This window comes from Mycobacterium sp. IDUB_28, assembly GCF_055419285.1.
Genome location: NZ_JBVAXK010000007.1, coordinates 1 through 24,435, shown reverse-complemented (window position 1 = coordinate 24,435; position 24,435 = coordinate 1). Strand labels below are relative to the sequence as shown.

Sequence of the window (24,435 nt, the reverse complement as noted above, 5' to 3'; positions counted from 1 at the left end):
GTCGCGACCACTCACCGCGAGGCGGTCAAATCGGTGGTAGCCGGCCCCTCCAGCAGCGTGCCGTCCGGCGCGAAGCGCGATCCGTGCAGCGGACATTCCCAGGCCTGGTCGGCGTCGTTCCAGTTGACGATTCCGCCGAGGTGCGGGCACACCGGAGAGACGGTGTGCTCGACGCCGTCCACGCGGGACCTGGCCTCCAGATGCCAGGGCGGCCCGCTGACGACGCCGGTTTCGTCCGGCCCGGGGCTGCGGTTGGTCCAGCGGGTTGCTGGGGTGATCCAGCCCCGGCCCAGGTTGAACCCGACCTCAAGGTTGGACTGCAGCGCGGTGCCCAGTCCCGTCAGCTCATGCCGGCTCCAGCTGGCGAAGGCGCTGGCCCAGTCCATCCGTCCGCCCAGGATCCGGCTCGACAGCGCCAATGCGGCGGCGGGGCCGTTCGTCATTCCCCATTTGTTGAATCCCGTTGCGATGTAGATGCTGTCGAGATTGGGCAGGATGGGACCCACGTACGGCAATTCGTCGATCGGGCTGTAATCCTGTGCCGACCAGAAATGCGTCTGCGCGGCGCCCGGAAAGTGGCGCTTGGTCCACGACGACAGCTCGTCCAGCGCCTTGGACGGACTCTTCTCGCGCCCCACGGTGTGCCCTGCACCGCCGACGATCAGCAACTCGCCGTCCGGCACGGGTGCGTAGCGCACCGAGCGGGTCGGCGAATCAGTCGAGATCATCATCGGACGGGTGATGGTGCCGGGGACCTTGAACGCCAGACAGTAGGACCGCTGCGGTTTGACCCGGGCGAAGTAACCGCCGCGGTCCAGAATCGGCATCCCGGTGGCCAGCACCAGGTGCTCGGCGTGCACGTCGAGATCCTGCTGCGCCTCGTCGTTGACCCGGACCCGCACCCCGCTGCCGCGGGTGGACACGCTGCGTACCCGGGCGTGCTCGACCAATCGCCCACCGTGCTCCAGCAATTCGACGACGAGCGCATCGAGGAACTTCATCGGATCGAACTGCGCCTGCTCGCGCAGTCGCACGCCACCGTGGTACGGGAACGGGACGTCGGCGTCGTCCTCCCAGGTGACCGGTAGCCCCACCGTCTGGCACGCATTGAACTCCGCGCGCGCCGAATTGACGCCGTCGCCGGACTGGGCGTAGGTGTACGCATCCTCCCGCTGGACCGCGACCCCGTGCTTGTCACAGTGGTGGAGGATCCACTCCATTCCTTCGCGGTTGCCGTCCAGATAGGCGCGCGCGGTGTCCCGGCCGTGCTTGGGCAGAATCTTGGACAGGTGAGTGCCCTGCAACAGGCTGATTTTGGCGGTGGTGTTTCCGGTCGCGCAGGCGCCGACGGTCCGTGCTTCCAACACAAGCACGTCCTTGCCCGCGCGCGCCAAGAGCACTGCGGTGGTCAAACCGGTGATGCCGGCACCGACCACGATGACGTCGGCGGACGGTGGCCCGTCACCAAGCCTGCTCGCCGCCCAGGGTTTTCCGGTCCGATTCTCCAGCCATAGCGAAGTCACCGCCTTTTCGTACCCGTAATCGCTCCCCGCAAACGGACCGCCAGGTCACTGCATCGGCCGGCGTTTGGCCCCCTTGATCGCGGGTACTACGCAGGGGCTTTGTTCTTCAATCAGCAGGAACGAGATCGCGGCCGGGTCGCAGCCAGCGGTGGCTGCCCGAGATTCCGGCGCGATCGTTCTCTTCTTCACCTCGGTCGCGGAAGGAATTGTCTTGCGTGTCGCTTCGGTTCCCGCGTCGCACGTCTACGTGCGGCACCTGACTGATCATTGCGCGGATGCCGTTGTGCGACTCGATGATCCGGTACCAGCTGACGGTTGCACGGTGCCCGGCGGCTGGTGGCCGCCGCTGATGCTCGAACGCGGGTGGGTCAGTGGTCACCACGAACTGTTCGACGTGTTCCATGTCCATTTCGGCTTCGACGCGATTGGGCCTGAGGTGCTGAACGACGTGGTCCGGGAACTGCAGATGCGGCACAAGCCGCTGGTGTACACCGTGCACGATCTGCGTAACCCCCACCACCCCGAACCGGGCGCCCACGCCGAGCAGCAGGATGTGCTGATCGCGGCCGCCGACGAGTTGATCACACTGACTCCCGGTGCGGCAGAACTGATCCGGCAACGGTGGCAGCGGCACGCGCGGGTATTGCCGCATCCGCATGTGCTGGATCGGCGACGCATCGATCATCCCCGCACACCTCGCGACAGGTTCGTGGTCGGCGTGCACGTCAAGAGTGTGCGCGCCAATATGGATCCACTGCCGGTGATAGCCGCCCTTGCCGAGATCGTGCCGGCTTTCCCCGACGCGGTATTGCAGATCAACGTGCACGACGAGATCTTCGATCCGGCCAACCACTGGTTCGCACCGGAGATCGGGTTTGCCCTGCTGGACTATCGCGGCCATGCGCAACTGGACGTGCGGGTGCACCCGTACTTCTCCGACGACGAACTCTGGGAATACCTTGCCTCCCTTGCGGTCTCGGTGCTGCCGTACCGGTTCGGCACCCATTCGGGGTGGCTGGAGGCATGCTTTGATCTGGGCACCGCCGTCGTGGCGCCCAGTTGCGGGTTCTATCACCAGCAGCGACCGTGTGGCGTGTTCGAGTTCGACGAGCACACCTTCGACGAATCGTCCCTCGACCGGGCGATCAACGATGCCTACCTGCGCTGGGCAGCCGGTGAACCCGCTCCGCGCGCGACTTGGGCGCAGCGCCGTGCCGAACGTCGTCAACTCGCCGAAGCCCACCAAGACATCTACCAGAGCGTGCTGGCATGACCGCACCGTTGCATGTCGCGCTGATCGCATCCAACCGGTTCCCGATCCGCCAGCCCTTTGCCGGCGGGCTGGAGGCACATGTTTTCCAGCTGGCACGCGGCCTGGCTGCCGGCGGCTGCCGGGTCTCGCTGTTCGCCGCGCCGGGTTCGGACACCGCATTGCAATGCCGCTCTCTGGATCTGCGTCCGCTGGGTTTGTCCGAGGCGGCCCGCGGTGATGTCTCGATGCCGGCTCCGGCGTTCATGGCCGACCACCACGCCTATCTGTCGCTGATGATGTGGCTGGCCGGGCCCGGCAAGGACGAGTTCGACGTGATCCACAACCACAGCCTGCATTACCTCCCGGTCGCGATGGCCTCGATGCTGCCGGCGCCGATGCTGACCACCGTCCATACGCCGCCGACGCCGTGGCTGGAGTCGGCGATCGACGCCGCCAACGGTGACTGCGGCCGCTTCGCCGCCGTGTCACACCACACCGCTGCGTCGTGGCGACACACGATCGGCCGGGTCACCGTGGTGCCCAACGGAATCGACACCGCACAATGGCCGCTCGGTGCCGGTGGGCCGGACCTGGTGTGGTTCGGCCGGATAACCCCGGAAAAAGCGCCACATCTCGCGATTGCCGCCGCCCGCCGGAGCGGGCGGCGGCTGACGCTGGCGGGTCCCATCAGCGACCCGCGGTATTTCACCGAACGCGTGGCTCCGGAATTGGACGACGGCGTTCGCTACGCCGGCCATCTCGACCACGACCAGTTGGCCGATCTGGTGGGCGCGGCCGCCGCGGCGCTGGTCACCCCGGCCTGGGACGAACCGTATGGTCTGGTCGTCGCCGAAGCGATGGCGTGCGGCACCCCGGTCGTGGCGTTCGCCCGCGGCGGCATTCCCGAACTCGTCGACGACAACGTCGGCCGGTTGGTCGCCGCCGATGACGTGCCGGCGATGGCGGACGCCGTCGCAGCGGCGGTCCGGCTCCCCCGAAAACAGGTACGCGATCACGCTGTTCGCCGCTGCTCGTCGAAGGCGATGGTCAGCGCCTACTGCGACGTGTACCGCCACATGATCGATGACTCGACGGGTAGGTCCGATGATCGGCTACTACATCCACCACCAAGGTTTCGGACATCTGGCGCGGGCGGCCAGTATCTGCGCCCGAATGCAGTATCCGGTGACGGCGCTGACATCGCTGGATATCGCTCAGCCACACCCCTTTTCGGCGATCATGAGATTGTCGCGTGACGACGCGGCGGTCGCGGTTGGCGAGCCCACTGCGCACGGCGCCCTGCACTGGGCGCCCTATCACGACCCCGGGTTCACTGCGCGGATGCACGAGATCGCGAGCTGGGTCGGGCGAGCGCAACCGGCGGCCGTCGTCGTCGACGTGTCGGTCGAAGTGGCGACCTTCGTTCGGCTGCTCGGCGTGCCGGTGATCGTGATGGCGTTGCCCGGCAAGCGTGTTGACGCCCCACATCTGCTGGTGCACCGGCTCGCCGATCACATCGTGGCGGCGTGGCCGCGAGACCTGTGCGTGCCGTCCTGGTTGCGGCCTTACGAGGACAAGACCAGTTACGTCGGCGGCATCAGTCGATTCGAGGACCGCTCTGACTGCACTTCCGGCGGGCGGGTACGCACGGCGACATCACCGGAGGGCATGCGGGTGCTGGTCCTCGGCGGAGCCGACGGCACGTTCGGTGCGGCGTTAGAGGATTGCGCGGCAACCTATCCCGGCTTCACCTGGACCGCGCTGGGCGGCGGTAGCGGTTCCTGGATCGCAGATCCGTGGCCGCAGATCTGTGCCGCGGATGTGGTCGTGACGCACGCGGGTCAAGGGTCGGTGGCCGACGTCGCCGCCGCACGACGACCAGCAGTCGTCGTCCCCGAGCCGCGGCCCTTCGACGAGCAGAAAGCCACCGCGAATGTGCTCAAGCGGCATCGACTCGCGGTGGTCGCCAAGAGCTCGCCCAATGCACGAGCCTGGCCCGCGCTACTGGCGCACGCCTCTTCGAGCGACCCGGACCGCTGGCGCCGCTGGCAAGTCGAGGGTGCCGCCGCGCGTGCCGCCACCGCCATCGAAGCCACCGCGCAACGATGCAGCCCGAGCGCAGCATGAGGACCGCTGTCATCACCACCGTGCACGGCCGGGGCGCGCACCTGCAGCGGCAACTGGAGGGATTAGCTCGCAGCACCCTGATGCCGGACACCCACGTCGTCGTCGCGCTCGGCGATCCCGCCGTCGCCGAAACCGTAGCTGCGGCAGGCGCGCCGGCGATCGTCGTCGACTGTCCGGCACCGCCGCCGCTGCCGATCGGATCGGCACGCAATCTCGGCGCGCAGACCGCGCAGGAACACGGTGCCGAGCTGCTGATCTTTCTTGACGTCGACTGCATCCCGGGCGCCACGCTGATCGAGCGCTACCTGGACGTCGCACGCCGGCCGGAGCACGCCTCCGCACTCCTGTGCGGACCCGTCACATACCTGCAGCCCCCGGGGCCAGGTGGCTACGTCATCGCACAACTGTGCGCGCACCCAGATCCGCATCCGGCCCGACCGGCGCCCGAGGACGGCACCGTCCTCGACACTGTGGACTACTCGTTGTTCTGGTCGTTGTCCTTCGCGGTGAACTGCGGTGTCTGGCAGGAAATCGGGGGGTTCTGCGCCAGGTACCGCGGCTACGGTGGTGAGGACACCGACTTTGCTCAATGCGCTGCAGCCCGTGGAGTGCCGATGCGTTGGGTGGGCGGGGCACACGCGTTTCACCAGTACCACCCCGTGGCCGATCCGCCCGTGGATCACCTCGACGACATCCTGCGCAATGCGGCGATTTTCCACCAGCGCTGGGGATGGTGGCCGATGGAGGGCTGGCTGTCCGCGTTTGAGGGACAAGGCCTTATCGTCCGCCAGGACGACGGATGCCCGGTACGAACCGCAGCCGTCCGCGCACCGCCGGGCAATCACAGCGTTTCAGCGCAATAAAACCGGCAACCCGCGCCTATAACAACAAACAGCCCAGGAGTTCGAGATGCCCCCCGCCCGCAAGCCCTCCCAATCCACCCCGCGCCGCACCAGCCCGACCGGCGCCAGCAACGGCGACGACCTCGAGGCCGACCCGCGTTCCCAGCAGGGCAAGTTCCTCACCACCGCACAAGGTGTGCGCCTGCCCGACACCGATCACTCGCTCAAAGCCGGTAACCGCGGGCCCAGCCTGCTCGAAGACTTCCATCTCCGGGAAAAGATCACCCATTTCGACCACGAGCGCATTCCAGAGCGTGTGGTGCACGCCCGGGGCGCCGCAGCGCACGGCGTCTTCGAGGCCTACGGCAATGCCTCGGACTACACCCGAGCCGGCTTCCTGGCCCGCAAAGGCCGGAAAACTGACGTCTTCTGCCGTTTCTCCACGGTTCTCGGCTCGCGCGGATCGGCCGACACGGTGCGGGACACCCGCGGTTTCGCGGTGAAGTTCTACACCGACGAAGGCAACTTCGACTTGGTAGGCAACAACATTCCCGTGTTCTTCATCCAGGACGGCATCAAATTCCCCGACGTCGTGCACGCCGCAAAGCCCCACCCGGACCGGGAGATCCCGCAGGCGCAATCCGCCCATGACACCTTCTGGGATTTCGTGTCGCTGCACACCGAGGCCACCCATCACGTGTTCTGGAACATGAGTGACCGCGGTATCCCGCGCTCGTACCGCACCATGGAGGGATTCGGCGTGCACACCTTCCGGTTGGTGAACCGGAAGGGCAAGACCAGTCTGGTCAAGTTCCACTGGAAGCCGGCGGCCGGCGTGCATTCGCTGGTGTGGGAGGAAGCGCAGATCGCCGCCGGATGCGATCCGGACTTCCACCGCCGCGACATGGCCGATGCGATCGACGCCGGCGCTTTCCTCGAATACGAACTCGGCATTCAGGTGATGCCGGACGACGGCACCGATACTTACGAAGGAATCGATCTGCTCGATCCGACGAAACTCGTTCCGGAGGAACTGGTTCCGGTCACCCTGATCGGCAAGCTCACGCTGAATCGCAATCCCACCAACTATTTCGCCGAAACCGAACAGGTCGCATTTCACACCGGCAACCTGGTTCCCGGTATCGAGCCGACCAACGATCCACTGATGCAGGCTCGGTTGTTCTCCTACCTCGACACCCAGCTGACCCGGCTGGGCGGGCCTAACTTCACGCAGTTGCCGATCAACCGACCGCACTGCCCGGTCAACGACATGCTGCGCGACGGCATGCATCAGACGGCAATCCACGAAGGGCTGGCCCCGTACCGTCCCAACAGCATTGACGACGGTGAACCCGAGGTGGCCGGTGTCGACGACGGTGGCTACGTGCAGACGCCGCGGGCGGTCCAGGGCCCGACCGTCCGGGAGAACCCCGCCTCGTTCGACGATCACTTCAGCCAGGCCGCGATCTTCTACCGCAGCCTCAGCCGCGTCGAACAACTGCACGTCATCGAGGCGTTCACCTTCGAACTCGGCAAGTGCTACGAGCAGGAGATCAAAGAACGCGAACTGCAGGTGCTCGCCAACGTCGACACCGACCTGTGCGAGCAGGTCGCTGCCGGGCTGGGATTGCCTGCGCCGAAAGGTAATCCGCCGAAGGACGTCACCACCTCAGCGGCATTGTCCCAGGTGTACACCGAGCCCGGACCGGTCGACGGCCGCAAGGTCGGCATCATCGCCGACGCGGGGTCGGACCTCGCGGGCGTCTCGAAATTGGTGAAGGCTGTGCTGGCCGCAGGCGCCGTCCCGCTGCTCACCGCACCGGTAGGCGGAAAACTGAAGTCGGGCAGACGGATTGAGATCGTGGAACGCACCTTACTGACCGCTCGGTCCATCGAATTCGACGCCGTGATCGTCGCCGCCGGAACCACGCCCAGCGGGGATATCAAGCTGGTGACTCTGCTGCAGGAGGCATTCCGGCACTGCAAGCCGGTGGCGGCCTGGGGCGACGGGGTTGCCGTGCTGCAGCAGGCCGGCATCTCTGCCGACGACCCCGGGGTGCTGGTCTCCGACGACGTCGACAAGAAAGCTACCGCGGCACTGCTGGCAGCCCTCGGGATGCACCGGGTGTGGGACCGGGCGCCGAAGGTGATGGCGTCGGCGATCCCGCCGGCCAAGAAGAGGTAACGGGTTGCTAGCCGCCCTGGGATCTGCGGTTCCGCCACGCCGTCCACGCGCCGGTGCACCATAGAGCCCAGATCACCAGGAGCGGCTGCAACAGCAGCCGGACGCCACGGGCCAGGTCGGAATCGAGCCCGAATGCGTCCGTGTGCGTGACGAACTGGGAGATATTGCCCGGAAAGACCAGCACGAAGAAAAGCGCAACCAGCCACCCGACCGGCACCCGCCACCGGGTGGGTCCCAGCAGGGCGGCTCCCAGCGCTAGCTCGACGACACCCGAGGCGATGACGACGAAATCGGCGCTCACCGGCAGCCACGGCGGAACCTGTGCGTAGAACGTGGTCCGGGCGAAGCTGAGGTGGCCGACGCCGGCGAAGATCAGGAAGGCACCGAGGGCGATGCGGAACACGGTGCGCAGCATGTCGTTGCGTCCCGCGCTTATGTTTCGCGCTTCCGTGACCGCATCACCTTGCCGGCCACCGTTCCACCGTCCACGGGCAGCACCGTCCCTGTGACGTAGCGCGACCGCTCAGTGGCGAAGTACAGCGCCGCCTCGGCGACGTCATCGGGTGTGCCCTCCCGCTTCAGCGGCCGGTCGTCGCGCATCGTCTGTCGGATGTTCGCCTCGAACCGCTCCAATTCCGCCGGGTCCATACCGGCGGCGGACGACGCCAGGATCGGGGTCGGGATGTTGCCGGGCGCAATCGCGTTGACGCGAATCTCGTGGTATGCCAACTCGATTGCCGCGGATTTGGTGAATTGAATTACCGCCGCCTTGGACGCCCGGTAGGTCGCGACGCCACCACCGGCGAGGATCCCCCCGATCGAGCTGATGTTGATGATGGAGCCACCGCCATGGGCGGCCATGTGCCGGGCAGCGTCTCGGGTGCCGACCATCACCCCCAGCACGTTGACCGCCATCACGCGGTGGAAGTTCGAGAAGTCGTCGTCCAGCAGACGGCCCAGCGGGCTGGAGATCCCGGCGTTGTTCACCATGACATGCAGCCCACCGAATTTGTCGACCGTCGCCGCCACCAGCGCGCCGATCTGTTCGGGGTCCGACACGTCGGTGCGGTGGAACAGGGCGTTCGGTCCAAGCGCCTTGGCCAGGGCCTCGCCGTTAGCAGTGTCGATGTCGGCCATCACCACCCGCGCGCCCTCGGCGACAAACCGCTCCACGAGCCCGCGTCCGATGCCTGAAGCACCGCCGGTGATGACGGCAACCTTATCCGTCAGTTCGTTGGTCACCCGTCGAGTTAATCGGCGATACAGGTATTAAGTCAAGCAGTTGATTTAAGAGCCGCTGTCGGCGACGAATACCCGGCCGAACGGCTGACGGCAACGCGGACCGATAGTCCGGTCAACGATGCTTTCCCGGAATAGCGTTCTGACGCACGGCTTCTTGCGCCAATTGCACGCGGGAGATGAACATGCGCGCAGCGATGTCCTTATTGGCCAGTCCATCGCTGACAAGACGGGCCACATCTAGTTCGGTCGGGGTCAGCGCCGCCCAACCGCTCGAAAGCCGCTTGCGTTCGCCCCTTCCGCGCAGTGCGTAACTGATGGCGTCCTCAGCGGACAGCGCAGTTAATCTGCTGGTGGCACACGCTTTTCACCGGCGGCGCTACGGTTCGTCGTCGTGTTCGGGGTTGAGGAGTTTTTCGGGGTGGTGGTAGGTGTTGGTTCTGGGTTGGCCGTGGTCTTGGTGGGGTGGGGGGAGCCATTCGGTGTGGCCGTGGGTGTTGGTGCGGGTGGTCCAGCCGTGTTCGGCCAGGCGGTTGTGGGTGCCGCAGGCCAGGGTGAGGTCGGTGATGTCGGTGCGTCGGGTTTTGGTCCAGGCGGTGACGTGGTGGACTTCGCTGTGGTAGGCGGGGGCGTCGCAGCCGGGTTTGGTGCAGCCGCGGTCTTTGGCGTGCAGCATGATGCGTTGGGCCGGTGAGGCCAGGCGTTGGGTGTGGTACAGCGCCAGCGGTTTGGCGTGATCGAACAGCGCCAGATAGTGGTGGGCGTGGCTGGCCATGCGGATGACATCGGAGATCGGCAGCAGGGTTCCGCCGCTGGTGCGCCCGGTGCCGGTACCGGCTTCGAGGTCTTGCAGGGTGGTGGTGACGATGATGGTGACCGGCAGCCCGCGGTGGGTGCCCAGGTCCCCGGAGGCGAACAGCGCCCGCAGGGCGGCCAGCGTCGCGTCGTGCTGACGCTGGGCGGTGCTGCGCCGATCCCCACCGGCGACCTCGGGGTCGGGTTCGCCGTCGATGACCGGGGCGTCGTCGGCGGGGTTGGCCATGCCCGGGGCGGCCAGTTTGGACCACAGCGCTTCGATCGCTGCGCGTAGTTCGGGGGTGATCAGCCCGCTGATCGTCGACATGCCGTCACGCTGCTGGGCACCCAGGGTGATCCCGCGCGATCGGGTGCGTTCCTCATCGGAGAAGTCCCCGTCAGGGTGCAGGCAGTTCATCATGTGCTGGGCGTAGCCGGCCAGCTCATCGGGGCGCTGCCAGGCGGCTTTGTCGGCCAGATCCGCTTCGGCGGCCTCGCGGGTCAACGCATCGACCGCCGCGGGTAGATGTTTGAAGAAGTCGCGGATCACGGTGATCTGCCCGTCGCCGATGCGCCCGGCGCGCTGGCCGGCTGCGGTCGCGCACAGCACCGGCTCCAACGGTTGGCCGGTCAACGCCCGGCGCGGACCCAGATCGACGGCCTCGGCGATGCGGCGGGCGGCGCAGGGTTTGGTGATGCACAACCGGGTGGCCAGCGCCTCACACAACGTGCCCCCCAACTCGGTTTTGTCGGCCTGGGCGGCGAGCTGATTGATCAACGGGTGCTGCGGGACCCGCAACCGGCGCGCCATCCGTTCCAGTCGCTGCAAGGCCCGCAACCGCTCCGGGGTGGTCAACACCTCAAACGACAACCCACACAACCGATCCAACCCAGCATCGAGCGCGTCGAAGACCGCCACGATCTCATCGCGCGAACTGGTTGCCATGCCAATGATTCTACGAACCACCACCGACAACCAGATGAGCGATAAACGGTTGCGCCAGAACATAATTCACTCAAGATAGATGGAACCGAACGGCACCGGAATGCGTCTAACAGATAAGCAGCCGCCCCACCCCGACCGGCACGTGACAGCAGATGCGCCAGCACATTTCCCAAGACATCACTGCGCCCCCTCGAGTTACCGACGTGAAGCTGGACCCGCACCGGCTCGCACAGCAGGTTCAGTGCAGAGGTTGCGGGAACAGCCGCGGCTGAGCAGGGTAGGAGGCGCATTCCAGCATCAGGCATCCATGAACGCGTATGAGGAGCTGTCAATGCCGGGACAACCGACCAGCGGCAACCCCTTCGAAACGGCCAGGTTCAACAGACGCGGCTTCATCGCCGCAGGTATCGCCGGCGGTGCGGCGCTCGTCGCGTGCGAACGGTCGGTAACCACCAAGCCGACGATGTCCGGGGCCATCGCCGCGGCCGAAGCAACCCGTCCGCACAGCGGTCGCACGGTGACAGCAAGTCTCACGCCGCAAGCGACCAAGGTCGACATCGGCGGCAAGATCGTCGACACGTTCGCCTACGGCGCCAGCATCCCGGGCCCGCTGATCCGGTCCACCATCGGCGACGAGATCGTCGTCTCAGTGTCCAACAGACTCGACCATCCCACGTCGGTCCATTGGCACGGCGTGGCGATACGCAACGACATGGACGGCGCCGAACCCGCGACACCGAACATCCCTGCCGGCCAGAACTTCACCTACCGGTTCTCCGTCCCGGATTCGGGAACGTACTGGGCTCACCCCCATACCGGTCTCGATGCCGACAAAGGTCTCTACCTGCCGTTCATCGTCGACGATCCGACCGAAATGGGCCACTACGATGCGGAATGGATTGTGGTGCTCGATGATTGGACCGACGGTGTCGGTAAGTCACCGCAGCAGCTCTACGAAGCCCTGACCGACCCGAACAGACAACCCAGCCCGCCACCGCTACCCACGACCACGTCGACCACGACGGCCTCTTCGGCTCCGCCCAGCCCGACCAGCGGGATGCCCGGTATGCCAGGGATGCCGGAAGGAACGGCAGGTGAGGTCGGCACCAGCGACTTACTCGGCGGCGATGCCGGCGACATCGCCTACCCCTACTACCTGGTCAACGGACGAATTTCGGACGCCGCAACAACATTCAATGCCAAACCCCGCCAACGAATCCGAATCCGGCTCATCAACACCGCCTCGGACACCACGTTCCGGGTCGCATTGGCGGGCCACCCCATGACGGTCACCCACACGGACGGCTACCCGGTGATCCCCACCCAGGTCGACGCGTTGCTGATCGGCATGGCCGAGCGCTACGACGTCTACGTGACCGCGGCCGACGGCGTCTTCCCGCTCGTCGCAGCCGCCGAGGGGAAGAACGCCGTCACCCGGGCATTGTTGTCCACCGGGATGGGCAGTCCACCCGACCCCCGGTTCCGGCCCGCGGAACTCACCCGCCGTGTCGGCACCATCGAGAAGTTCACCGCCACAACATCGGTCAACCTCGGGCGACCGGACCCCGGCCTCGAACTGCCGGTCGTACTCGGCGGCACGATGGCCAAGTATGACTGGACGATCAACGGCGAGCCGTACAGCAGGACGAAACCGCTGCACATCCGAGAAGGCCAGCGGCCGACCCTGGTGTTCGACAACCCCACCATGATGTACCACCCGATTCATCTGCACGGCCACACATTCCAGGTGGTCAAATCAGACGGCTCCCTCGGCGCTCGCAAAGACACCGTCATCGTGCTGCCGAAGCAGAAGATGCGTGCCGTCCTGATCGCCAATAACCCCGGGACGTGGGTGATGCACTGTCACAACACATATCATCAACACGCAGGAATGATGACGCGGCTGGATTACCTGATCTGACGCCGTCCAGGCTAGCGGCCGAAAAGGTCCAACAACAATTCGTTGACCGCCGCCGACTGCTCGATCTGCGGACAATGGCCGGCACCATCGACCACCACCGAACGGCCACCGGCTATCTGCTCGGCGATCTGCGCCGCCCACCCCGGCGGGAGCAGCTTGTCGCCGCCGCCCTCGACGACCAGTGTCGGCACGTGGATACGTTGGTACGCCCGCGCGCTCGACGGCGTGGCCGGTGACGCGGCATTGGGGCGGCGAAAGCGGGCCGCAGCCACCGCTTCCCACGCGCCGGGCGCTGTGCTCGACTCATAGCGGCGCCACACGTAATCCTCGTCGGCCGGATAGCTCGGGTCGAAGAAGAGAGCCTCGACGATGTTGCGCATAGCCGGCAAGGTCGCGTCGTACTGCTGCAGGGCGTCGAAGTAGCGATTCTGCTGGATCTCCCCACCACCGCAGATGATCGCAACACTACGCACCGGCAGCAGCGGGGCATCCGAAGTCATGTCGGTGAGTAGATTGATGGCGCCCATCGAGTTTCCGGCGAAATGCGCCGCCTCGACACCGAGCACCTGACAGAACCGGGCCACATGCCGGATACGCATCGCCCGGCTGTTGACGAAGTCGATGACCTTGGCCGATCCGCCGAATCCGAGTTGATCGGGGGCCAGCACCCGGAAGTGCTTCGCCAACTCGCCGATGGTGTGCTCCCAGCCGAGTTCTGCACTGGCACCGAACTCACCACCGTGCAGCAGCACCACCGCATCACCGTGCCCGGCTTCGAGATAACTCGTGGCCAGCCCGTCGATTTCGAGCGTTCGGCGATGGACGCCCGTCATTTGATGGCGATCGGATTGACCGGCGAGCCCACGCCGCCGGTGACCCGCAGCGGAGGCGCGATGAGTTGGAACTCGTAGACACCGTCGGTGGCGCAGTCGGCGGCCAGCGCGGTGAGGTCCCAGTACTCGCCGAGCATCAGGCCCATGTCGCGCAGGCACAACAGGTGGAAGGGCAGGAACAGGCCGTCGACGCCGGACACCGGATCCTCGACCTGAAGATTGTCAGCCGCCACCGCGGCGACCTCGTTGTCATGCAACCACTGGGCGCACCGCCAGTCCAGTCCCGAAAAGCGTTCGACTTTATCACCGGTCATCAGAAACCTTGCCCACCAACCGGTTCGAACCAGGACTATGTCCCCGCGCTCGATGGTCACGCCCTGCGCCCGGGCTACCTCGTCCAATTCTTCGGGGGTGATCGGGTTTCCGTGCTCGAGAAACACCTCCGCGCCCCGATGCCGTACCAAGTCCAGAAGCACACCACGCGACGTGATCCCCTTGACGTCGACTTTGTCGATGCCGCAATGGTAAGCACCCAGACTGGTCACCGAGTCCGCCGGAAATCCGTTGTACAACCGGTCGTCGTAGTACACATGTGACAACGCATCCCACTGGGTCGCCGCCTGCAACGGCATGATGATCATGTCGTCGTTGAAGCGAAACGGATTGTCGGAGAAGTAGCTGCTCAATTGATCAGCGGTCGGGTTCTGCTGCCACCCGGACCCGTACTTCACCAAGGTATGTGCGTCCCCACCGTCCACTGTCATTACGTGAACGGGGTTGTGCCGGAATCCGAAAGCACCCTGCGGTCCGGAAGACCCGAAGTCGACACCGAGCGGGAACACCTTGCCGTGCCGGACCAGCCCGGCGGACTGGCGCACCTTCGCTGCGGTGATGAAGTTCAAGGTGCCCAACTCGTCATCGTCGCCCCACCGCCCCCAGTTGCTGAGTTCGGCTGCGACCCGGCGAAATTCCGTCATGGAAGCCATCAAGCCGGCCCTTCCTCGAGTTCGCGGGCGATGGCAGCTCCGACGTTGCCGCCGTCGACCCACACGACCTGGCCCGAAATATAGCTTGCGGCGCCGCTGTTCAAGAACAACAGCACTGCGGCTTGTTCGATCGGATCAGCCACCCGCCCCAGCGGCTTGGGTATGTCGTCGAGGAATTCGGGGCCGTAGGCGGTGCGCAACTGGTCGAGAATCGGCGTTTCAGTGACGCCCGGTCCGGTGCAGTTGATCCGGATACCGCGCGCACCGAGGTCGGTCGCGGTGCGCATCGTATAGAGAATCACGGCTTCCTTCGACAGCTGGTATCCGGTTCCCAGCGTGTCCGGATGGGACTGACACCACTCGATGCCCTCCTGCATCGTCGGGGTGCGCAGCAGCGGTGCGACATCGCGCAGATGCTCCCGGTAGCCCGATGCCGCCAACGACGACACGCTCACGATCGACGAACCGGGTGTCATCCGGGGGATCAGCGCCTCGGTGAGATGGCGCAGTCCCAGGAAGTTGATGGTGACGACCAGTTGCGGGTCGCCGATACCCGACGAGACACCGGCGACGTTGAACAGCACGTCGACGGGTCCGACGATGGCAGCGACAGCTCCGTCGATCGAAGCCGGATCAGACAGGTCAACGTGATGAAAGTCGCTGAGCTCCACCGGCGGTCGGCGTTTGTCGAGTCCGACCACTGAGGCTCCCAGCTCGTGGAGGTGGTGCACCAGGTGTGCTCCGATGCCCGACGCGCATCCCGTCACCACCGCACGGCGGCCGTCGTAGCGCCACAGCTCGTCGATTCGCGACAACGGTCAGCTCTTGCCCTTTTCCTGTTCCTTCAGCCGCTGCGCCGCCTGCACGCGGCCTTCGTTGATCTCGGCCATGGCCTCCGGAATCTCACTGGCGGTGAACTTTCCGCCGCGCCCGGTGGGCAGGCCACCGAAAGAGTAGTGCTCGTCGAACGGGGGAATGGTCGATTCCGGCCGGCGCGCCTCGACCTTCTCGATGACCGGTGCCAGCCGGGCGGCTTTGTCGGCCACCTGCTTCGCATCCCGCTCGATGAATTCGGGCAGTACCTCTTTACCCATCAGTTCGATGGATTCCATGGTCCCCTCGTGGCTGCGCGGATTGAGCAGCAGGATGATCTCGTCCACACCGCTCTCCTCGTAGCCGCGCAGGAACTCTCGCACCGTTGCGGGCGATCCGATCGCGCCACGACCGGGGCCGTACGCCAGCGTCGGGTCCTTCTCGACCTCTTCGAGATAGCGTTCCCACACCCCGGTGCGACCCGGGGTGTGCACGCCGGTCATGTAGTAGTGCATGATGCCGAACGAGAAGAATCCACCACCCTGACCGAGGCGTTCGAGGGCCTGCTCGTCGGTCTTGGCGACCATCATCGACAAATCACCGCCGATGGCCAGGATGTTGGGGTTGATCTGCGGAGTCACTGGAACCCCGTTCTCCTCGAACTCCTTGTAGTAGCCGTTGACCCGCTCGGTGAGTGGTCCGGGTCCGGTGTAGGCGAAACTCAGTGCGCCAATGCACTTCTGGGCGGCCATTTGAACGCTGGCCGGCCGAGTGCAGGCCACCCAGACCGGCGGATGCGGCTTCTGCAGTGGCTTGGGAATGACATTGCGGGCCGGCATCTCGATGTGGTTGCCCTTGAACCCCGAGAAGGGTTCCTCCACCATGCAGCGGATCGAGACTTCGAGCGCTTCCTCCCACTGTCCCCGCTTGTCGGCGGGATCGATGTTGAATCCGCCGAGCTCACCCACCGACGAGGACTCGCCGGTGCCGAATTCCACTCGGCCGTTGGAGATCAAGTCCAGGGTGGCGATGCGTTCGGCGACGCGGGCGGGGTGGTTCACCGCCGGCGGCAGGTGCATGATGCCGAATCCCAGGCGGATGTCCTTGGTGCGCTGACTCGCCGCGGCCAGAAACATCTCCGGCGCGGTGGAATGGCAGTACTCCTCGAGGAAGTGGTGCTCGGTCAGCCAGACCGTCGAGAACCCGGCCTTGTCGGCGGCCTCGACTTCGTCCAGGCAGTCCTGCAGCATCTGGCGCTCGTCGTCAGGCACCCAGGGCCGCGGTAGGGCGAACTCGTAGAACAATGAGATTTTCATTTGCTACCTCCTATGGGATCAAGGGCGTGTGCGGCAATGTGTTTGGCCGCGACGAAACCGAATGTCATGGCGGGTCCGATGGTCGCACCTGCGCCGGCGTAGCTGCGCCCCATCACCGGTGCGGACGTGTTGCCCACCGCGTAGAGGCCGGGCACCACGGTGTCGTCCTCCCGCAGCACCCGGGCGAACTCGTCGGTGCGCAGGCCTCCGGACGTGCCCAGGTCCCCCAGCACGATCCGGAACGCGTAGTACGGCGGATCGCCCAGTGGATACAGGTTGGGGTTGGGCAGCGTTGGATCGCCGTAGTAATTGTCGTAGACGCTGTCGCCACGGTTGAAGTCGTCGTCGTGTCCCCGCCGCGCCAACTCGTTGAAACGGGTGGCGGTGGCTCGAAGTTGCTGCGCCGGAACGCTGATCTTGGCGGCGAGTTCCTCCCACGTCGATGCGGCCTTGACGACACCGGATTCCAGCCAGGCGGCCGGCACCTTGCGTCCGGTGGGTACCGGAGCCCCGGGCACTTTCGGAATCGGCAGGTGCCCGCCGACGACATAGCGGTTGAACGAACGGTGATCGGTGACGAGCCAGCACGGGATGTGCGTGACACCGGACTTCTGGCCCTCGATCATGGCGTGACCGAAATCCATGTAGGGGGCTGCCTCGTTGATGAACCGTTTGCCCGCGCCGTTGACGATGAACTGTGCGGGCATCATCCGCTCGTTGAGCATGAATTGCATTCGCCCGTCCGGCCATTGGATGGCGGGGAACCACCATGCCTCGTCCAGCAGGTCGGCGGCCGCACCCACCTGTTGGCCGGCTCGGATGCCGTCGCCCATCGCAGCCGGGTTGCCGAAGCTCCAGTCCTGGTCGATCACCGGCTGGTGTTCTTTACGCCAGGCCATGTCGTGGTCGAAGCCGCCGGAGGCCAGGACCACCCCGCGCCGCGCGCCGATCCGCCACTGGCGGCCTTCCCGCTGCACCACTGCTCCGAGGACGGAACCGTCGGCGCCGGTGAGCAATTCCGTCATCGGCGTGTCCAACCAGAGCGGGATGCCGCGGTCCTTCATCGCCAAGCGCAGCCGCGCCGCCAGCGACTGTCCGATCGCGGCCATCCGCTCACCGAGCAGCCGGGCCCGCGCCATTCGCGAGATCAGTTTCAGCAGCACGCCCTTGCCGGCCCAGGACTGCCGGATCCGGTAGAAGGATCGCAATTCCTTGGGTCCCAGCCAGATTCCTCGGGGCGCCAACGCGAGCGGGGTCAGCAGGCGCTGCTCGTCGTCGCCGAGTTCGCGCAGATCGATCGGTGGGACGTTGATCGTGCTGCCCAGTTCGGATCCGCCCGGCAGTTCCGGATAGTAGTCCGCATAGCCCGGCTTCCAGACAAATTGGAGCCACGGGCTGAGCTTCTCCAGGAACTCCAGCATCAGCGGCCCCGACTCGACATATTGCCGTAGCCGTGCGTCGCTGACGAGTCCGTCGGTGATCTGCCGTAGGTAGTCGACGACGCCGTCGGCATCCGGGAGGTAGCCGGCCCGGCGTTGGGCGGGTGCCCCCGGTACCCAGATGCCACCGCCGGAAAGCGCGGTGGATCCGCCGAATTGCGGAGACTTCTCGACGACCAGCACGTCGAGCCCGGACGCGTCCGCGGTCAGTGCGGCTGTCATGCCGCCGCCGCCGGAGCCCACTACGAGCACGTCCACCACCTGGTCGAAGGCCACGTCCGTCATGTGAGCACCGCCGTGCGGATCGCGAAACCGGCAATCAGATCTGCGGCCTGCTTGTAATAGCGGAGCGGGGTCTGGTACGGCCCGACGGTAGCCAGCGCAGCGAATGCCGCTATCCAGGTGCGGATTTCGTGCGCGGAGCTGCCACCCTCGTGGGTAACGAACGAGTTCGACCATCCGTCGAGATCGGCGAGGTGACCGCTGTCGATGATGTCCAAGAACCGGTGATCCCAGGCCGGGTTGAGAGGCTGCAGGTTGCTGTCTCCGCCGGCGAAATTCTTTGCGGCCTCGATGACCTGGGTCTGACGGGCCTGCCGTTGTTCGGCGGTCATGGGCCGGCCGTGCACGATCCGCTCCAGCACCGCCGGCGCGGCGGTCGCCAGCGTCGGTACCGGTGGGCTGTGGGAGAGCCCCCCGGACCCGATCAGCAGCACCCGCTTGTCGAGGGCGGCAACGAACTTGCCGACAGCGGTGCCCAGCGCGCGGCAGCGGTGCAGTGGTCCCAGCGGCGTCGCGATCGCGTTGATGAACACCGGAATCACCGGGCGGGCAGTCGCGGTCCCCAGCAACTTCTCCAACGGCTGAACGGTGCCGTGATCCACGTCCATGCTGGTGGACACCGCAATGTCGACTCCGTCACCGAGGACGGCCTTGGCACATTCCCCGGCTATGTCCTGGGCGACGTCCAGCGGCCCGGCGTGGGTGCCGTAGTCACCGATTCCGTTGGCCTGCATACCGATACAGAACGGCGGCATCACTTTGTAGAAGAACCCGTTGTAGTGGTCGGGGGAAAAGATGACGACGAGTTCGGGGTCATAGTCCGCCACAAAAGCCCGCGCCTGCCCGATCGCGGCTTCGACTTCGTCAAGCAGATTCTGCGGCGGCCCCGGTAGATTCAGCAGCGGGCTGTGGGACATACAGCAAAGAGCCAGTGGCACTGTCGACTTCACCCCCTCCTGGCGTCAGGGTGAGAGCGGTTACGATCGCTGCGCTTAACTCCGGCGAGCGTTGCGCTATGCACGCTCCGGCGATGCATCGGTCCGGACGCAGAAACAACACCGACTCTGCGTGCATATCGAACCAAGCCTTCAGATCGCCTGTCCGATCCCCCACAACCACCACGTCTGGATCGTCGTGCCCGGGCCAGTGCAGTTGGGTCAGCGGGCGCAGCGCAACGAACCGGGCGCCCAACGCCTTCCAATCCGCGAAGGCTCGTTCACCGAGAATCTTGCGCGGATTTTTGTTCCAGCACAACACCGCGAACCAGGTGCCCAGCACCTCGTCGAGCAGTACATTCTGCTGCGTGCGGGTATCGACCCGGGGCTGAATGAACAGCGTGCCGGCCGGTGAATCATGCTGGGAATCAGTTGGTTTCGAGTGTACAACGGCGCCCTGTTCGTACCGCGGCATCGGTTTGAAGCGCATCTCGAGCACGTATCGCTTGAGGGTGGGCACTATCGATGCCGATCGGATCAGGAGGTCGCGCGCGGCGGCGACCTTCCGGTTGGTCGGCGAGATGACCCGGCCGACCATGGTCGACAGGTCGATCATGGCCCGGGCGTGCTTGCGTCGTTCCACGTCATAGCTGTCCAACAATGCCGGATCGGCCTGGCCCTTGACCACCGCGGCGAGTTTCCAGCCCAGGTTGGCCGCGTCGCGGATGCCGCTGTTGTAACCCTGCCCCTGCCACACCGGCATCAGGTGCGCCGCGTCCCCGGCAAGCAGCAGCCGGCCACTCCGGAAGGCGCCGGCGATGCGGGAGTGATGGGTATAGACGCGCCGGCGTATCACCTCGACCCGGTCCGGGTGCGGCACCATCCGGGCGAGCATCCGGTGCAGAAACGCCGGATCCTCTGCCTGCTCATCGGTTTCGTGGGCGTGAATCATGAACTCGAACCGCCTGATTCCGTGCGCGATCGAGATCGACGCATACGGGCGTTCCGGGTCCGCCCCCACCTCACTGTTGGGGTGACCCAGGGGATCGTTGGCGATGTCGATCACCAGCCACCGGGTCGGGGAGGTGGTGCCGTCGAAGGACACACCCATCGTGCCGCGGGTCCTGCTGCGGCCTCCGTCACAACCGACGACGTATCGTGCTCGCACGCCGACAGATCCCGCAGGGCCTTCGAGTTCGACACGCACCCCGTCGTCGCCCTGAACACAGGAGATCATCGGATGATTCCAGCGCACCTGCACCTGGTCGAATCGTTCCAGACCGCCCAGCAATTCGGCATCGACGAGCGGCTGGACGAAGCCGTTGCGTTTGGGCCACCCGAATCGGGCATCCGGGGGCGCCATCTCGGCCAGCACCCGACGCTTGCCGTCATAGAAGCGCAAGATCTGGTTCGGCACGGTATGCGGTAGCACGCGGTCCACCAGACCGATCGACTGAAAGGTGCGCAGTGCCTCGTCGTCCAGTCCCACCCCGCGCGGATAGTCGATCAGTGTCGACCGTTCCTCGACAACGAGGGTGCGAACACCCTGCAGGCCAAGGATGTTAGCCAGGGTCAGACCGACCGGGCCGGCACCGACTATCAGAACGTCGACGGTCTCGACTCCATCGGCACCCACCATCAGCGGTCCAGCAGGAAGTCGATGTGCAACTGGTTGAACGTCTTGGCATCCTCGTACTGCGGCCAGTGACCGCAGCCCGGCATCACTTCGAATCGCGCGCCGGGAATCATCGACGCGATGCGCCGGCCCTCAGGCACGTCGGCGGTGGGGTCGTCGCTGGTCCAGAGCACCAGCGTCGGCGCCGTGATGGCGCCGTATTCGGCCGGCCCCAACAGGTTTCGAGCCCGGATCTCCGGATCCTGCAACGCCATGATGTCGCGCATCGCAGCGACGAAGCCAGGTTGCCGGTAGATGCGTTGCCTGCTGGCCACCAAGTCGTCGTAATCCCTGGACTTGTCGGCCATCAACCACTTGATGCGCGCCTGCACGGTCTCCCAGGTCGGGTCCTCGGCGGCGGCCATGGACAGCGTGATGATCCGCTTCATCACCTCCGGGTCCGCTTGTGAGCCACCCGCTGTATTCAGTACCAGCCGGTCGATGACATCGGGATGGTCGATGGCGGCCCGTGCGGCCACCCAGCCGCCGAGTGACTCGCCGCTGAGCTTGATCCGGTCCGCGCCGATCGCCCGCACGACGGCCATCAGGTGCTCGACGTAGTGGCGGATCTCGAGCGGATGTCCGGGCTTGTCGGTGTACCCGTGCCCCAGCATGTCGATGGACCAGGTCCAGAAATGCTCGGCATGCGCGGCAAGGTTGCGGACATAGGCCTCGGCGTGACCACCCGAGCCATGCAGCAACACCAATACCGGCCGGCTGCGGTCCCCGGCCCGCAGATAACGGGTGCGCACTGCGCCCGCAGTCAGGTAGCCCTGCTCGAACGCCACGCCCTGCAGGTCGCTCCAGACGCTTTCGAACTCGGTCACGGTTCCTCTCTGTCCGGTCTCTGCGGGAAACGACACTCTCGTTTTCGGCGATCCCGGTGTGCTAATATCGCACACTAATGTGCGTTATTTATAGAGCTTGGCTCTCCCATCGAGGTCTGTCAAGACCGTGACGGGTTCCCAGACGTTGGCACGCGGACTCTGCGCGCTGCAGATGGTCGCGGCTTCCCCCGCAGGTCTGACCATGCAGGAGGTCGCCGACCAGGTCGGTGTGCACCGGACCATCGCGTATCGACTGCTGGCCACATTGGCGCAGTTCCGGCTGGTCACCAAGGGTGAAGACGGCCGGTACCGGCCGGCCGCCGGCCTGGCCACCCTCGGCGCGTCCTTCGATCACAACGTGCGCCAACTGTGCCTCCCGACGCTGCGCGGCCTGGCCGACGAGCTGGGCACCACGGTGTCGCTACTGGTCGCCGAGGCCGACGAGCAGGTCGCGCTCGCGGTGATCGTGCCGACGCAGGTCCCCTATCAACTCGCCTTCCACGAAGGCAGCCGATATCCGCTGGACCGCGGCGCAGCCGGGATCGCGCTGCTCGCGAGCATGCCCCCGCGCCCGGGCGAGCGCGATCTGGTGACCGCCGCGCGCCAGCGCGGGTGGGTGACCACCCACGGCGAAATCGAACCCAACACCTACGGCTTGGCGGTCGCGGTGCCTCGGCCCGCGGCGTCACCGCCAACGTGCATCAACCTGATCTCCCACCGGGAAGACGTGGTGATGCGCGGCCGGGATGCCGTCATTCGGGCCGCCGAGAAGTTGTCGGCGCTGCTGAGCTGAAGGGACACCACGCATGTCAGGACACAACTGGGACCAGGAATTCGATGTCGTCGTGCTCGGCAGCGGCGCCGCCGGGCTCACCGCCGCGTTGGCGGCAGCCGTCGCCGGGGCCACGGTGCAAGTCTTCGAGAAGGCGCAGACCGTCGGCGGCACAACGGCGGTCTCCGGTGGCATCGCCTGGATTCCGTCCCACAACCGTTGTCCCGACCGGGATTTGACGCCGGACGCGGCGTTGCAGTACCTGCGCGCGCAGTCGTTCGGTTCGATGGACGACGAACTGGTGGAGACATTCGTCCAGACCGGGCCGGCGATGCTGGACTTCGTCGAGTCCCACAGTGGCCTGCGCTTCGAGGTGGCCGCCGGTTTTCCCGACTACCAACCGGAATTGCCGGGCGGGCAGCCCACCGGGGGCCGTTCCCTGGGTGCGGCGCCATTCGACCTCAGCCGGATCGGCGACTGGGCCGATCGGATCACCGCGTTTCCGGCCGACTGGTCCAACGTCGGGTTCGATGCCGAAACCCGGGCACGTCTGCACGCCGACGTGGACGCGCAGGGGGAGGTCTGCGTGGCCGGGACGGCACTGATCGCCGGTCTCCTGCAGGGGCTGCTCGACATCGGGGTGACCCCGCGCACCGGCGCACGGGCCACCGAACTGTTGCTCGACGCCGACGGAATCGCCGGTGTCCGGATCGACGGGGCCGACGGGAGCATCGCCGTCCGCGCCCGCCGTGGCGTCGTCCTGGGCACCGGCGGCTTCGAATGGGATCCGGTGCTGTCACAGGCTTTTCTGCGCGGACCGATGCACGGTGCCGTGTCACCGCCGAACAACACCGGGGACGGCCTGCGGATGGCGATGGCACTGGGTGCGGACCTGGCGAACATGAGCGAGGCGTGGTGGGTACCGATCGTCCGGATACCGGACGACACCATCGACGGCCGACAGCGCAGCCGCAGTGTGCGGTTGGAGCGAACGCGCCCGCGCAGCATCATCGTCAACCAGGCGGGCCGCCGGTTCGTCAACGAGGCGGGCGAGTACAACTCGATGGCCGGCGCCTTCCATTACCTGCAGCCGGGTAAAGGTTATGTCAACGACCGCGCCTGGATGGTTTTCGACTCAGTTCATCTGAACAGCTACGGTTTTCTGGGTATCGCACCGGGCGAACCGGTTCCCGGCTGGTTCTGCGAGTCGGCCGACCTCACCGAACTGGGCGCCAAAACCGGTATCGACGCCGGCGGGCTGACCGCCACCGTCGCGCGATGGAACCGCAACGTGGCGGCCGGTGCCGACCCCGATTTCGGCCGCGGCTCCAGCGCCTACGACGGTTACTGGGGCGACGAGCGCGCCACCACCCTGGCCGGAAAAACATTGGGCCCCATCGATACCGCTCCCTTCTATGCGGTGCCGATTCACGTCGGATCGATGGGCACCAAGGGTGGGCCACGCACCGACCACGACGGCCGGGTGCTGCATGTCAGCGGTCACCCGATCCCGGGCTTGTTCGCCGCGGGCAACGCGATGGCCGGTGCGACCGGCCGTGCCTACGGCGGGGCGGGCGGAACCATCGGTCCGGCAATGGTTTTCGGATACCGGGCCGGTCACGCTGCCGCAACCGGTGAATCCGTCAAGGCTTGACGGGTAGTTCGACGCGCACGTGGGTGCCGGTGGGTGCATCCAAGAACACGAACCTGCCCCCGGCGGCATCGAC

Annotated in this window: 20 protein-coding genes and 1 pseudogene; 8 read left to right on the top strand and 13 right to left on the bottom strand. The window is 66.0% G+C overall.

Features of this window, described 5'->3' with window-relative positions; genetic code table 11:
• Positions 1 to 11 precede the first annotated feature (11 nt).
• A complete protein-coding gene (locus tag ACZYZ9_RS15800) occupies positions 12 to 1,523 on the bottom strand; it encodes an FAD-dependent oxidoreductase (protein WP_463827214.1) in 1,512 nt (503 codons plus the stop codon).
• A gap of 205 nt (positions 1,524 to 1,728) precedes the next feature.
• On the opposite strand from ACZYZ9_RS15800, the gene ACZYZ9_RS15795 reads away from it, so the two are divergent.
• Genes ACZYZ9_RS15795 through ACZYZ9_RS15775 form a run of 5 tightly spaced genes read left to right on the top strand, consistent with a single transcriptional unit; the run spans position 1,729 to position 7,929 of the window.
• Positions 1,729 to 2,796: a glycosyltransferase family protein gene (locus ACZYZ9_RS15795; RefSeq protein WP_463827492.1), complete on the top strand. Its 1,068-nt coding sequence runs from the start codon at positions 1,729 to 1,731 to the stop codon at positions 2,794 to 2,796.
• A complete protein-coding gene (locus ACZYZ9_RS15790) occupies positions 2,793 to 4,031 on the top strand; it encodes a glycosyltransferase (protein ID WP_463827213.1) in 1,239 nt (412 codons plus the stop codon). The genes ACZYZ9_RS15795 and ACZYZ9_RS15790 overlap by 4 nt, the downstream gene beginning before the upstream one ends.
• Positions 4,015 to 4,902 carry a glycosyltransferase gene (locus ACZYZ9_RS15785; protein WP_463827212.1) on the top strand — a complete coding sequence of 296 codons (888 nt, stop codon included), beginning with the start codon at positions 4,015 to 4,017 and terminating at the stop codon, positions 4,900 to 4,902. The genes ACZYZ9_RS15790 and ACZYZ9_RS15785 overlap by 17 nt, the downstream gene beginning before the upstream one ends.
• On the top strand, positions 4,899 to 5,765 hold the full coding sequence (locus ACZYZ9_RS15780) for a glycosyltransferase family 2 protein (RefSeq protein ID WP_463827211.1): 867 nt from the start codon (positions 4,899 to 4,901) through the stop codon (positions 5,763 to 5,765). Before ACZYZ9_RS15785 ends, ACZYZ9_RS15780 begins: the two co-directional genes overlap by 4 nt.
• A gap of 46 nt (positions 5,766 to 5,811) precedes the next feature.
• A complete protein-coding gene (locus tag ACZYZ9_RS15775; RefSeq protein ID WP_463827210.1) occupies positions 5,812 to 7,929 on the top strand; it encodes a catalase in 2,118 nt (705 codons plus the stop codon).
• A gap of 7 nt (positions 7,930 to 7,936) precedes the next feature.
• Here the strand turns inward: ACZYZ9_RS15775 and ACZYZ9_RS15770 are convergent, their stop codons facing one another.
• From ACZYZ9_RS15770 to ACZYZ9_RS15755, 4 genes and pseudogenes are all read right to left on the bottom strand, one after another.
• Positions 7,937 to 8,344, bottom strand: a complete 408-nt coding sequence (locus ACZYZ9_RS15770; protein WP_463827209.1) for a DoxX family protein — start codon at positions 8,342 to 8,344, stop codon at positions 7,937 to 7,939.
• Positions 8,345 to 8,361: 17 nt separating this feature from the next.
• A complete protein-coding gene (locus ACZYZ9_RS15765) occupies positions 8,362 to 9,171 on the bottom strand; it encodes an SDR family NAD(P)-dependent oxidoreductase (RefSeq protein WP_463827208.1) in 810 nt (269 codons plus the stop codon).
• Between the two features lie 112 nt (positions 9,172 to 9,283).
• A pseudogene (locus ACZYZ9_RS15760) lies at positions 9,284 to 9,508 on the bottom strand (LuxR C-terminal-related transcriptional regulator); the annotation flags it as partial.
• 39 nt (positions 9,509 to 9,547) lie between these two features.
• Positions 9,548 to 10,909, bottom strand: a complete 1,362-nt coding sequence (locus tag ACZYZ9_RS15755) for an HNH endonuclease signature motif containing protein (protein ID WP_463827207.1) — start codon at positions 10,907 to 10,909, stop codon at positions 9,548 to 9,550.
• Between the two features lie 331 nt (positions 10,910 to 11,240).
• Here ACZYZ9_RS15755 and ACZYZ9_RS15750 point away from each other — a divergent pair, with 331 nt between their 5' ends.
• Positions 11,241 to 12,830, top strand: coding sequence for a multicopper oxidase family protein (locus ACZYZ9_RS15750; protein ID WP_463827206.1), 1,590 nt, complete (start codon positions 11,241 to 11,243; stop codon positions 12,828 to 12,830).
• An 11-nt stretch (positions 12,831 to 12,841) separates the two neighbouring features.
• Here ACZYZ9_RS15750 and ACZYZ9_RS15745 read toward each other — a convergent pair whose 3' ends face one another.
• Genes ACZYZ9_RS15745 through ACZYZ9_RS15710 form a run of 8 tightly spaced genes read right to left on the bottom strand, consistent with a single transcriptional unit; the run spans position 12,842 to position 21,936 of the window.
• Positions 12,842 to 13,663 (bottom strand): alpha/beta fold hydrolase, encoded by an 822-nt coding sequence (locus ACZYZ9_RS15745; RefSeq protein ID WP_463827205.1) that lies wholly within the window; start codon positions 13,661 to 13,663, stop codon positions 12,842 to 12,844.
• Positions 13,660 to 14,649 carry a cyclase family protein gene (locus tag ACZYZ9_RS15740; protein ID WP_463827204.1) on the bottom strand — a complete coding sequence of 330 codons (990 nt, stop codon included), beginning with the start codon at positions 14,647 to 14,649 and terminating at the stop codon, positions 13,660 to 13,662. The genes ACZYZ9_RS15745 and ACZYZ9_RS15740 overlap by 4 nt, the downstream gene beginning before the upstream one ends.
• Positions 14,649 to 15,464, bottom strand: coding sequence for a coniferyl-alcohol dehydrogenase (locus tag ACZYZ9_RS15735; protein ID WP_463827203.1), 816 nt, complete (start codon positions 15,462 to 15,464; stop codon positions 14,649 to 14,651). Before ACZYZ9_RS15735 ends, ACZYZ9_RS15740 begins: the two co-directional genes overlap by 1 nt.
• A 3-nt stretch (positions 15,465 to 15,467) precedes the next feature.
• Positions 15,468 to 16,778, bottom strand: coding sequence for an LLM class flavin-dependent oxidoreductase (locus ACZYZ9_RS15730; protein ID WP_463827202.1), 1,311 nt, complete (start codon positions 16,776 to 16,778; stop codon positions 15,468 to 15,470).
• Positions 16,775 to 18,502: an FAD-binding protein gene (locus ACZYZ9_RS15725; protein ID WP_463827201.1), complete on the bottom strand. Its 1,728-nt coding sequence runs from the start codon at positions 18,500 to 18,502 to the stop codon at positions 16,775 to 16,777. The genes ACZYZ9_RS15730 and ACZYZ9_RS15725 overlap by 4 nt, the downstream gene beginning before the upstream one ends.
• Positions 18,499 to 19,416 carry a 3-carboxyethylcatechol 2,3-dioxygenase gene (locus tag ACZYZ9_RS15720; protein ID WP_463827200.1) on the bottom strand — a complete coding sequence of 306 codons (918 nt, stop codon included), beginning with the start codon at positions 19,414 to 19,416 and terminating at the stop codon, positions 18,499 to 18,501. The genes ACZYZ9_RS15725 and ACZYZ9_RS15720 overlap by 4 nt, the downstream gene beginning before the upstream one ends.
• Positions 19,364 to 21,073: a bifunctional 3-(3-hydroxy-phenyl)propionate/3-hydroxycinnamic acid hydroxylase gene (locus ACZYZ9_RS15715; protein ID WP_463827199.1), complete on the bottom strand. Its 1,710-nt coding sequence runs from the start codon at positions 21,071 to 21,073 to the stop codon at positions 19,364 to 19,366. The genes ACZYZ9_RS15720 and ACZYZ9_RS15715 overlap by 53 nt, the downstream gene beginning before the upstream one ends.
• A complete protein-coding gene (locus tag ACZYZ9_RS15710) occupies positions 21,073 to 21,936 on the bottom strand; it encodes an alpha/beta fold hydrolase (protein ID WP_463827198.1) in 864 nt (287 codons plus the stop codon). Before ACZYZ9_RS15710 ends, ACZYZ9_RS15715 begins: the two co-directional genes overlap by 1 nt.
• Positions 21,937 to 22,063: 127 nt before the next feature.
• Here ACZYZ9_RS15710 and ACZYZ9_RS15705 point away from each other — a divergent pair, with 127 nt between their 5' ends.
• Both ACZYZ9_RS15705 and ACZYZ9_RS15700 read left to right on the top strand, forming a co-directional pair.
• Positions 22,064 to 22,729, top strand: a complete 666-nt coding sequence (locus ACZYZ9_RS15705) for an IclR family transcriptional regulator (RefSeq protein ID WP_463827197.1) — start codon at positions 22,064 to 22,066, stop codon at positions 22,727 to 22,729.
• A gap of 13 nt (positions 22,730 to 22,742) precedes the next feature.
• The gene (locus ACZYZ9_RS15700; RefSeq protein WP_463827196.1) at positions 22,743 to 24,362 is read left to right on the top strand and encodes an FAD-dependent oxidoreductase; all 1,620 of its coding nucleotides are present in this window, start codon (positions 22,743 to 22,745) and stop codon (positions 24,360 to 24,362) included.
• Positions 24,363 to 24,435: the final 73 nt, after the last annotated feature.

What these genes read in the sequence shown, in the direction of transcription:
- ACZYZ9_RS15790 (WP_463827213.1), top strand. Translation starts at nt 2,793, where the DNA reads ATGACCGCACCGTTGCATGTCGCGCTGATCGCATCCAACCGGTTCCCG.
- ACZYZ9_RS15785 (WP_463827212.1), top strand. Translation starts at nt 4,015, where the DNA reads ATGAGATTGTCGCGTGACGACGCGGCGGTCGCGGTTGGCGAGCCCACT.
- ACZYZ9_RS15780 (WP_463827211.1), top strand. Translation starts at nt 4,899, where the DNA reads ATGAGGACCGCTGTCATCACCACCGTGCACGGCCGGGGCGCGCACCTG.
- ACZYZ9_RS15775 (WP_463827210.1), top strand. Translation starts at nt 5,812, where the DNA reads ATGCCCCCCGCCCGCAAGCCCTCCCAATCCACCCCGCGCCGCACCAGC.
- ACZYZ9_RS15770 (WP_463827209.1), bottom strand. Translation starts at nt 8,344, where the DNA reads ATGCTGCGCACCGTGTTCCGCATCGCCCTCGGTGCCTTCCTGATCTTC.
- ACZYZ9_RS15755 (WP_463827207.1), bottom strand. Translation starts at nt 10,909, where the DNA reads ATGGCAACCAGTTCGCGCGATGAGATCGTGGCGGTCTTCGACGCGCTC.
- ACZYZ9_RS15750 (WP_463827206.1), top strand. Translation starts at nt 11,241, where the DNA reads ATGCCGGGACAACCGACCAGCGGCAACCCCTTCGAAACGGCCAGGTTC.
- ACZYZ9_RS15745 (WP_463827205.1), bottom strand. Translation starts at nt 13,663, where the DNA reads ATGACGGGCGTCCATCGCCGAACGCTCGAAATCGACGGGCTGGCCACG.
- ACZYZ9_RS15740 (WP_463827204.1), bottom strand. Translation starts at nt 14,649, where the DNA reads ATGGCTTCCATGACGGAATTTCGCCGGGTCGCAGCCGAACTCAGCAAC.
- ACZYZ9_RS15730 (WP_463827202.1), bottom strand. Translation starts at nt 16,778, where the DNA reads ATGAAAATCTCATTGTTCTACGAGTTCGCCCTACCGCGGCCCTGGGTG.
- ACZYZ9_RS15725 (WP_463827201.1), bottom strand. Translation starts at nt 18,502, where the DNA reads ATGACGGACGTGGCCTTCGACCAGGTGGTGGACGTGCTCGTAGTGGGC.
- ACZYZ9_RS15720 (WP_463827200.1), bottom strand. Translation starts at nt 19,416, where the DNA reads ATGTCCCACAGCCCGCTGCTGAATCTACCGGGGCCGCCGCAGAATCTG.
- ACZYZ9_RS15715 (WP_463827199.1), bottom strand. Translation starts at nt 21,073, where the DNA reads ATGGTGGGTGCCGATGGAGTCGAGACCGTCGACGTTCTGATAGTCGGT.
- ACZYZ9_RS15700 (WP_463827196.1), top strand. Translation starts at nt 22,743, where the DNA reads ATGTCAGGACACAACTGGGACCAGGAATTCGATGTCGTCGTGCTCGGC.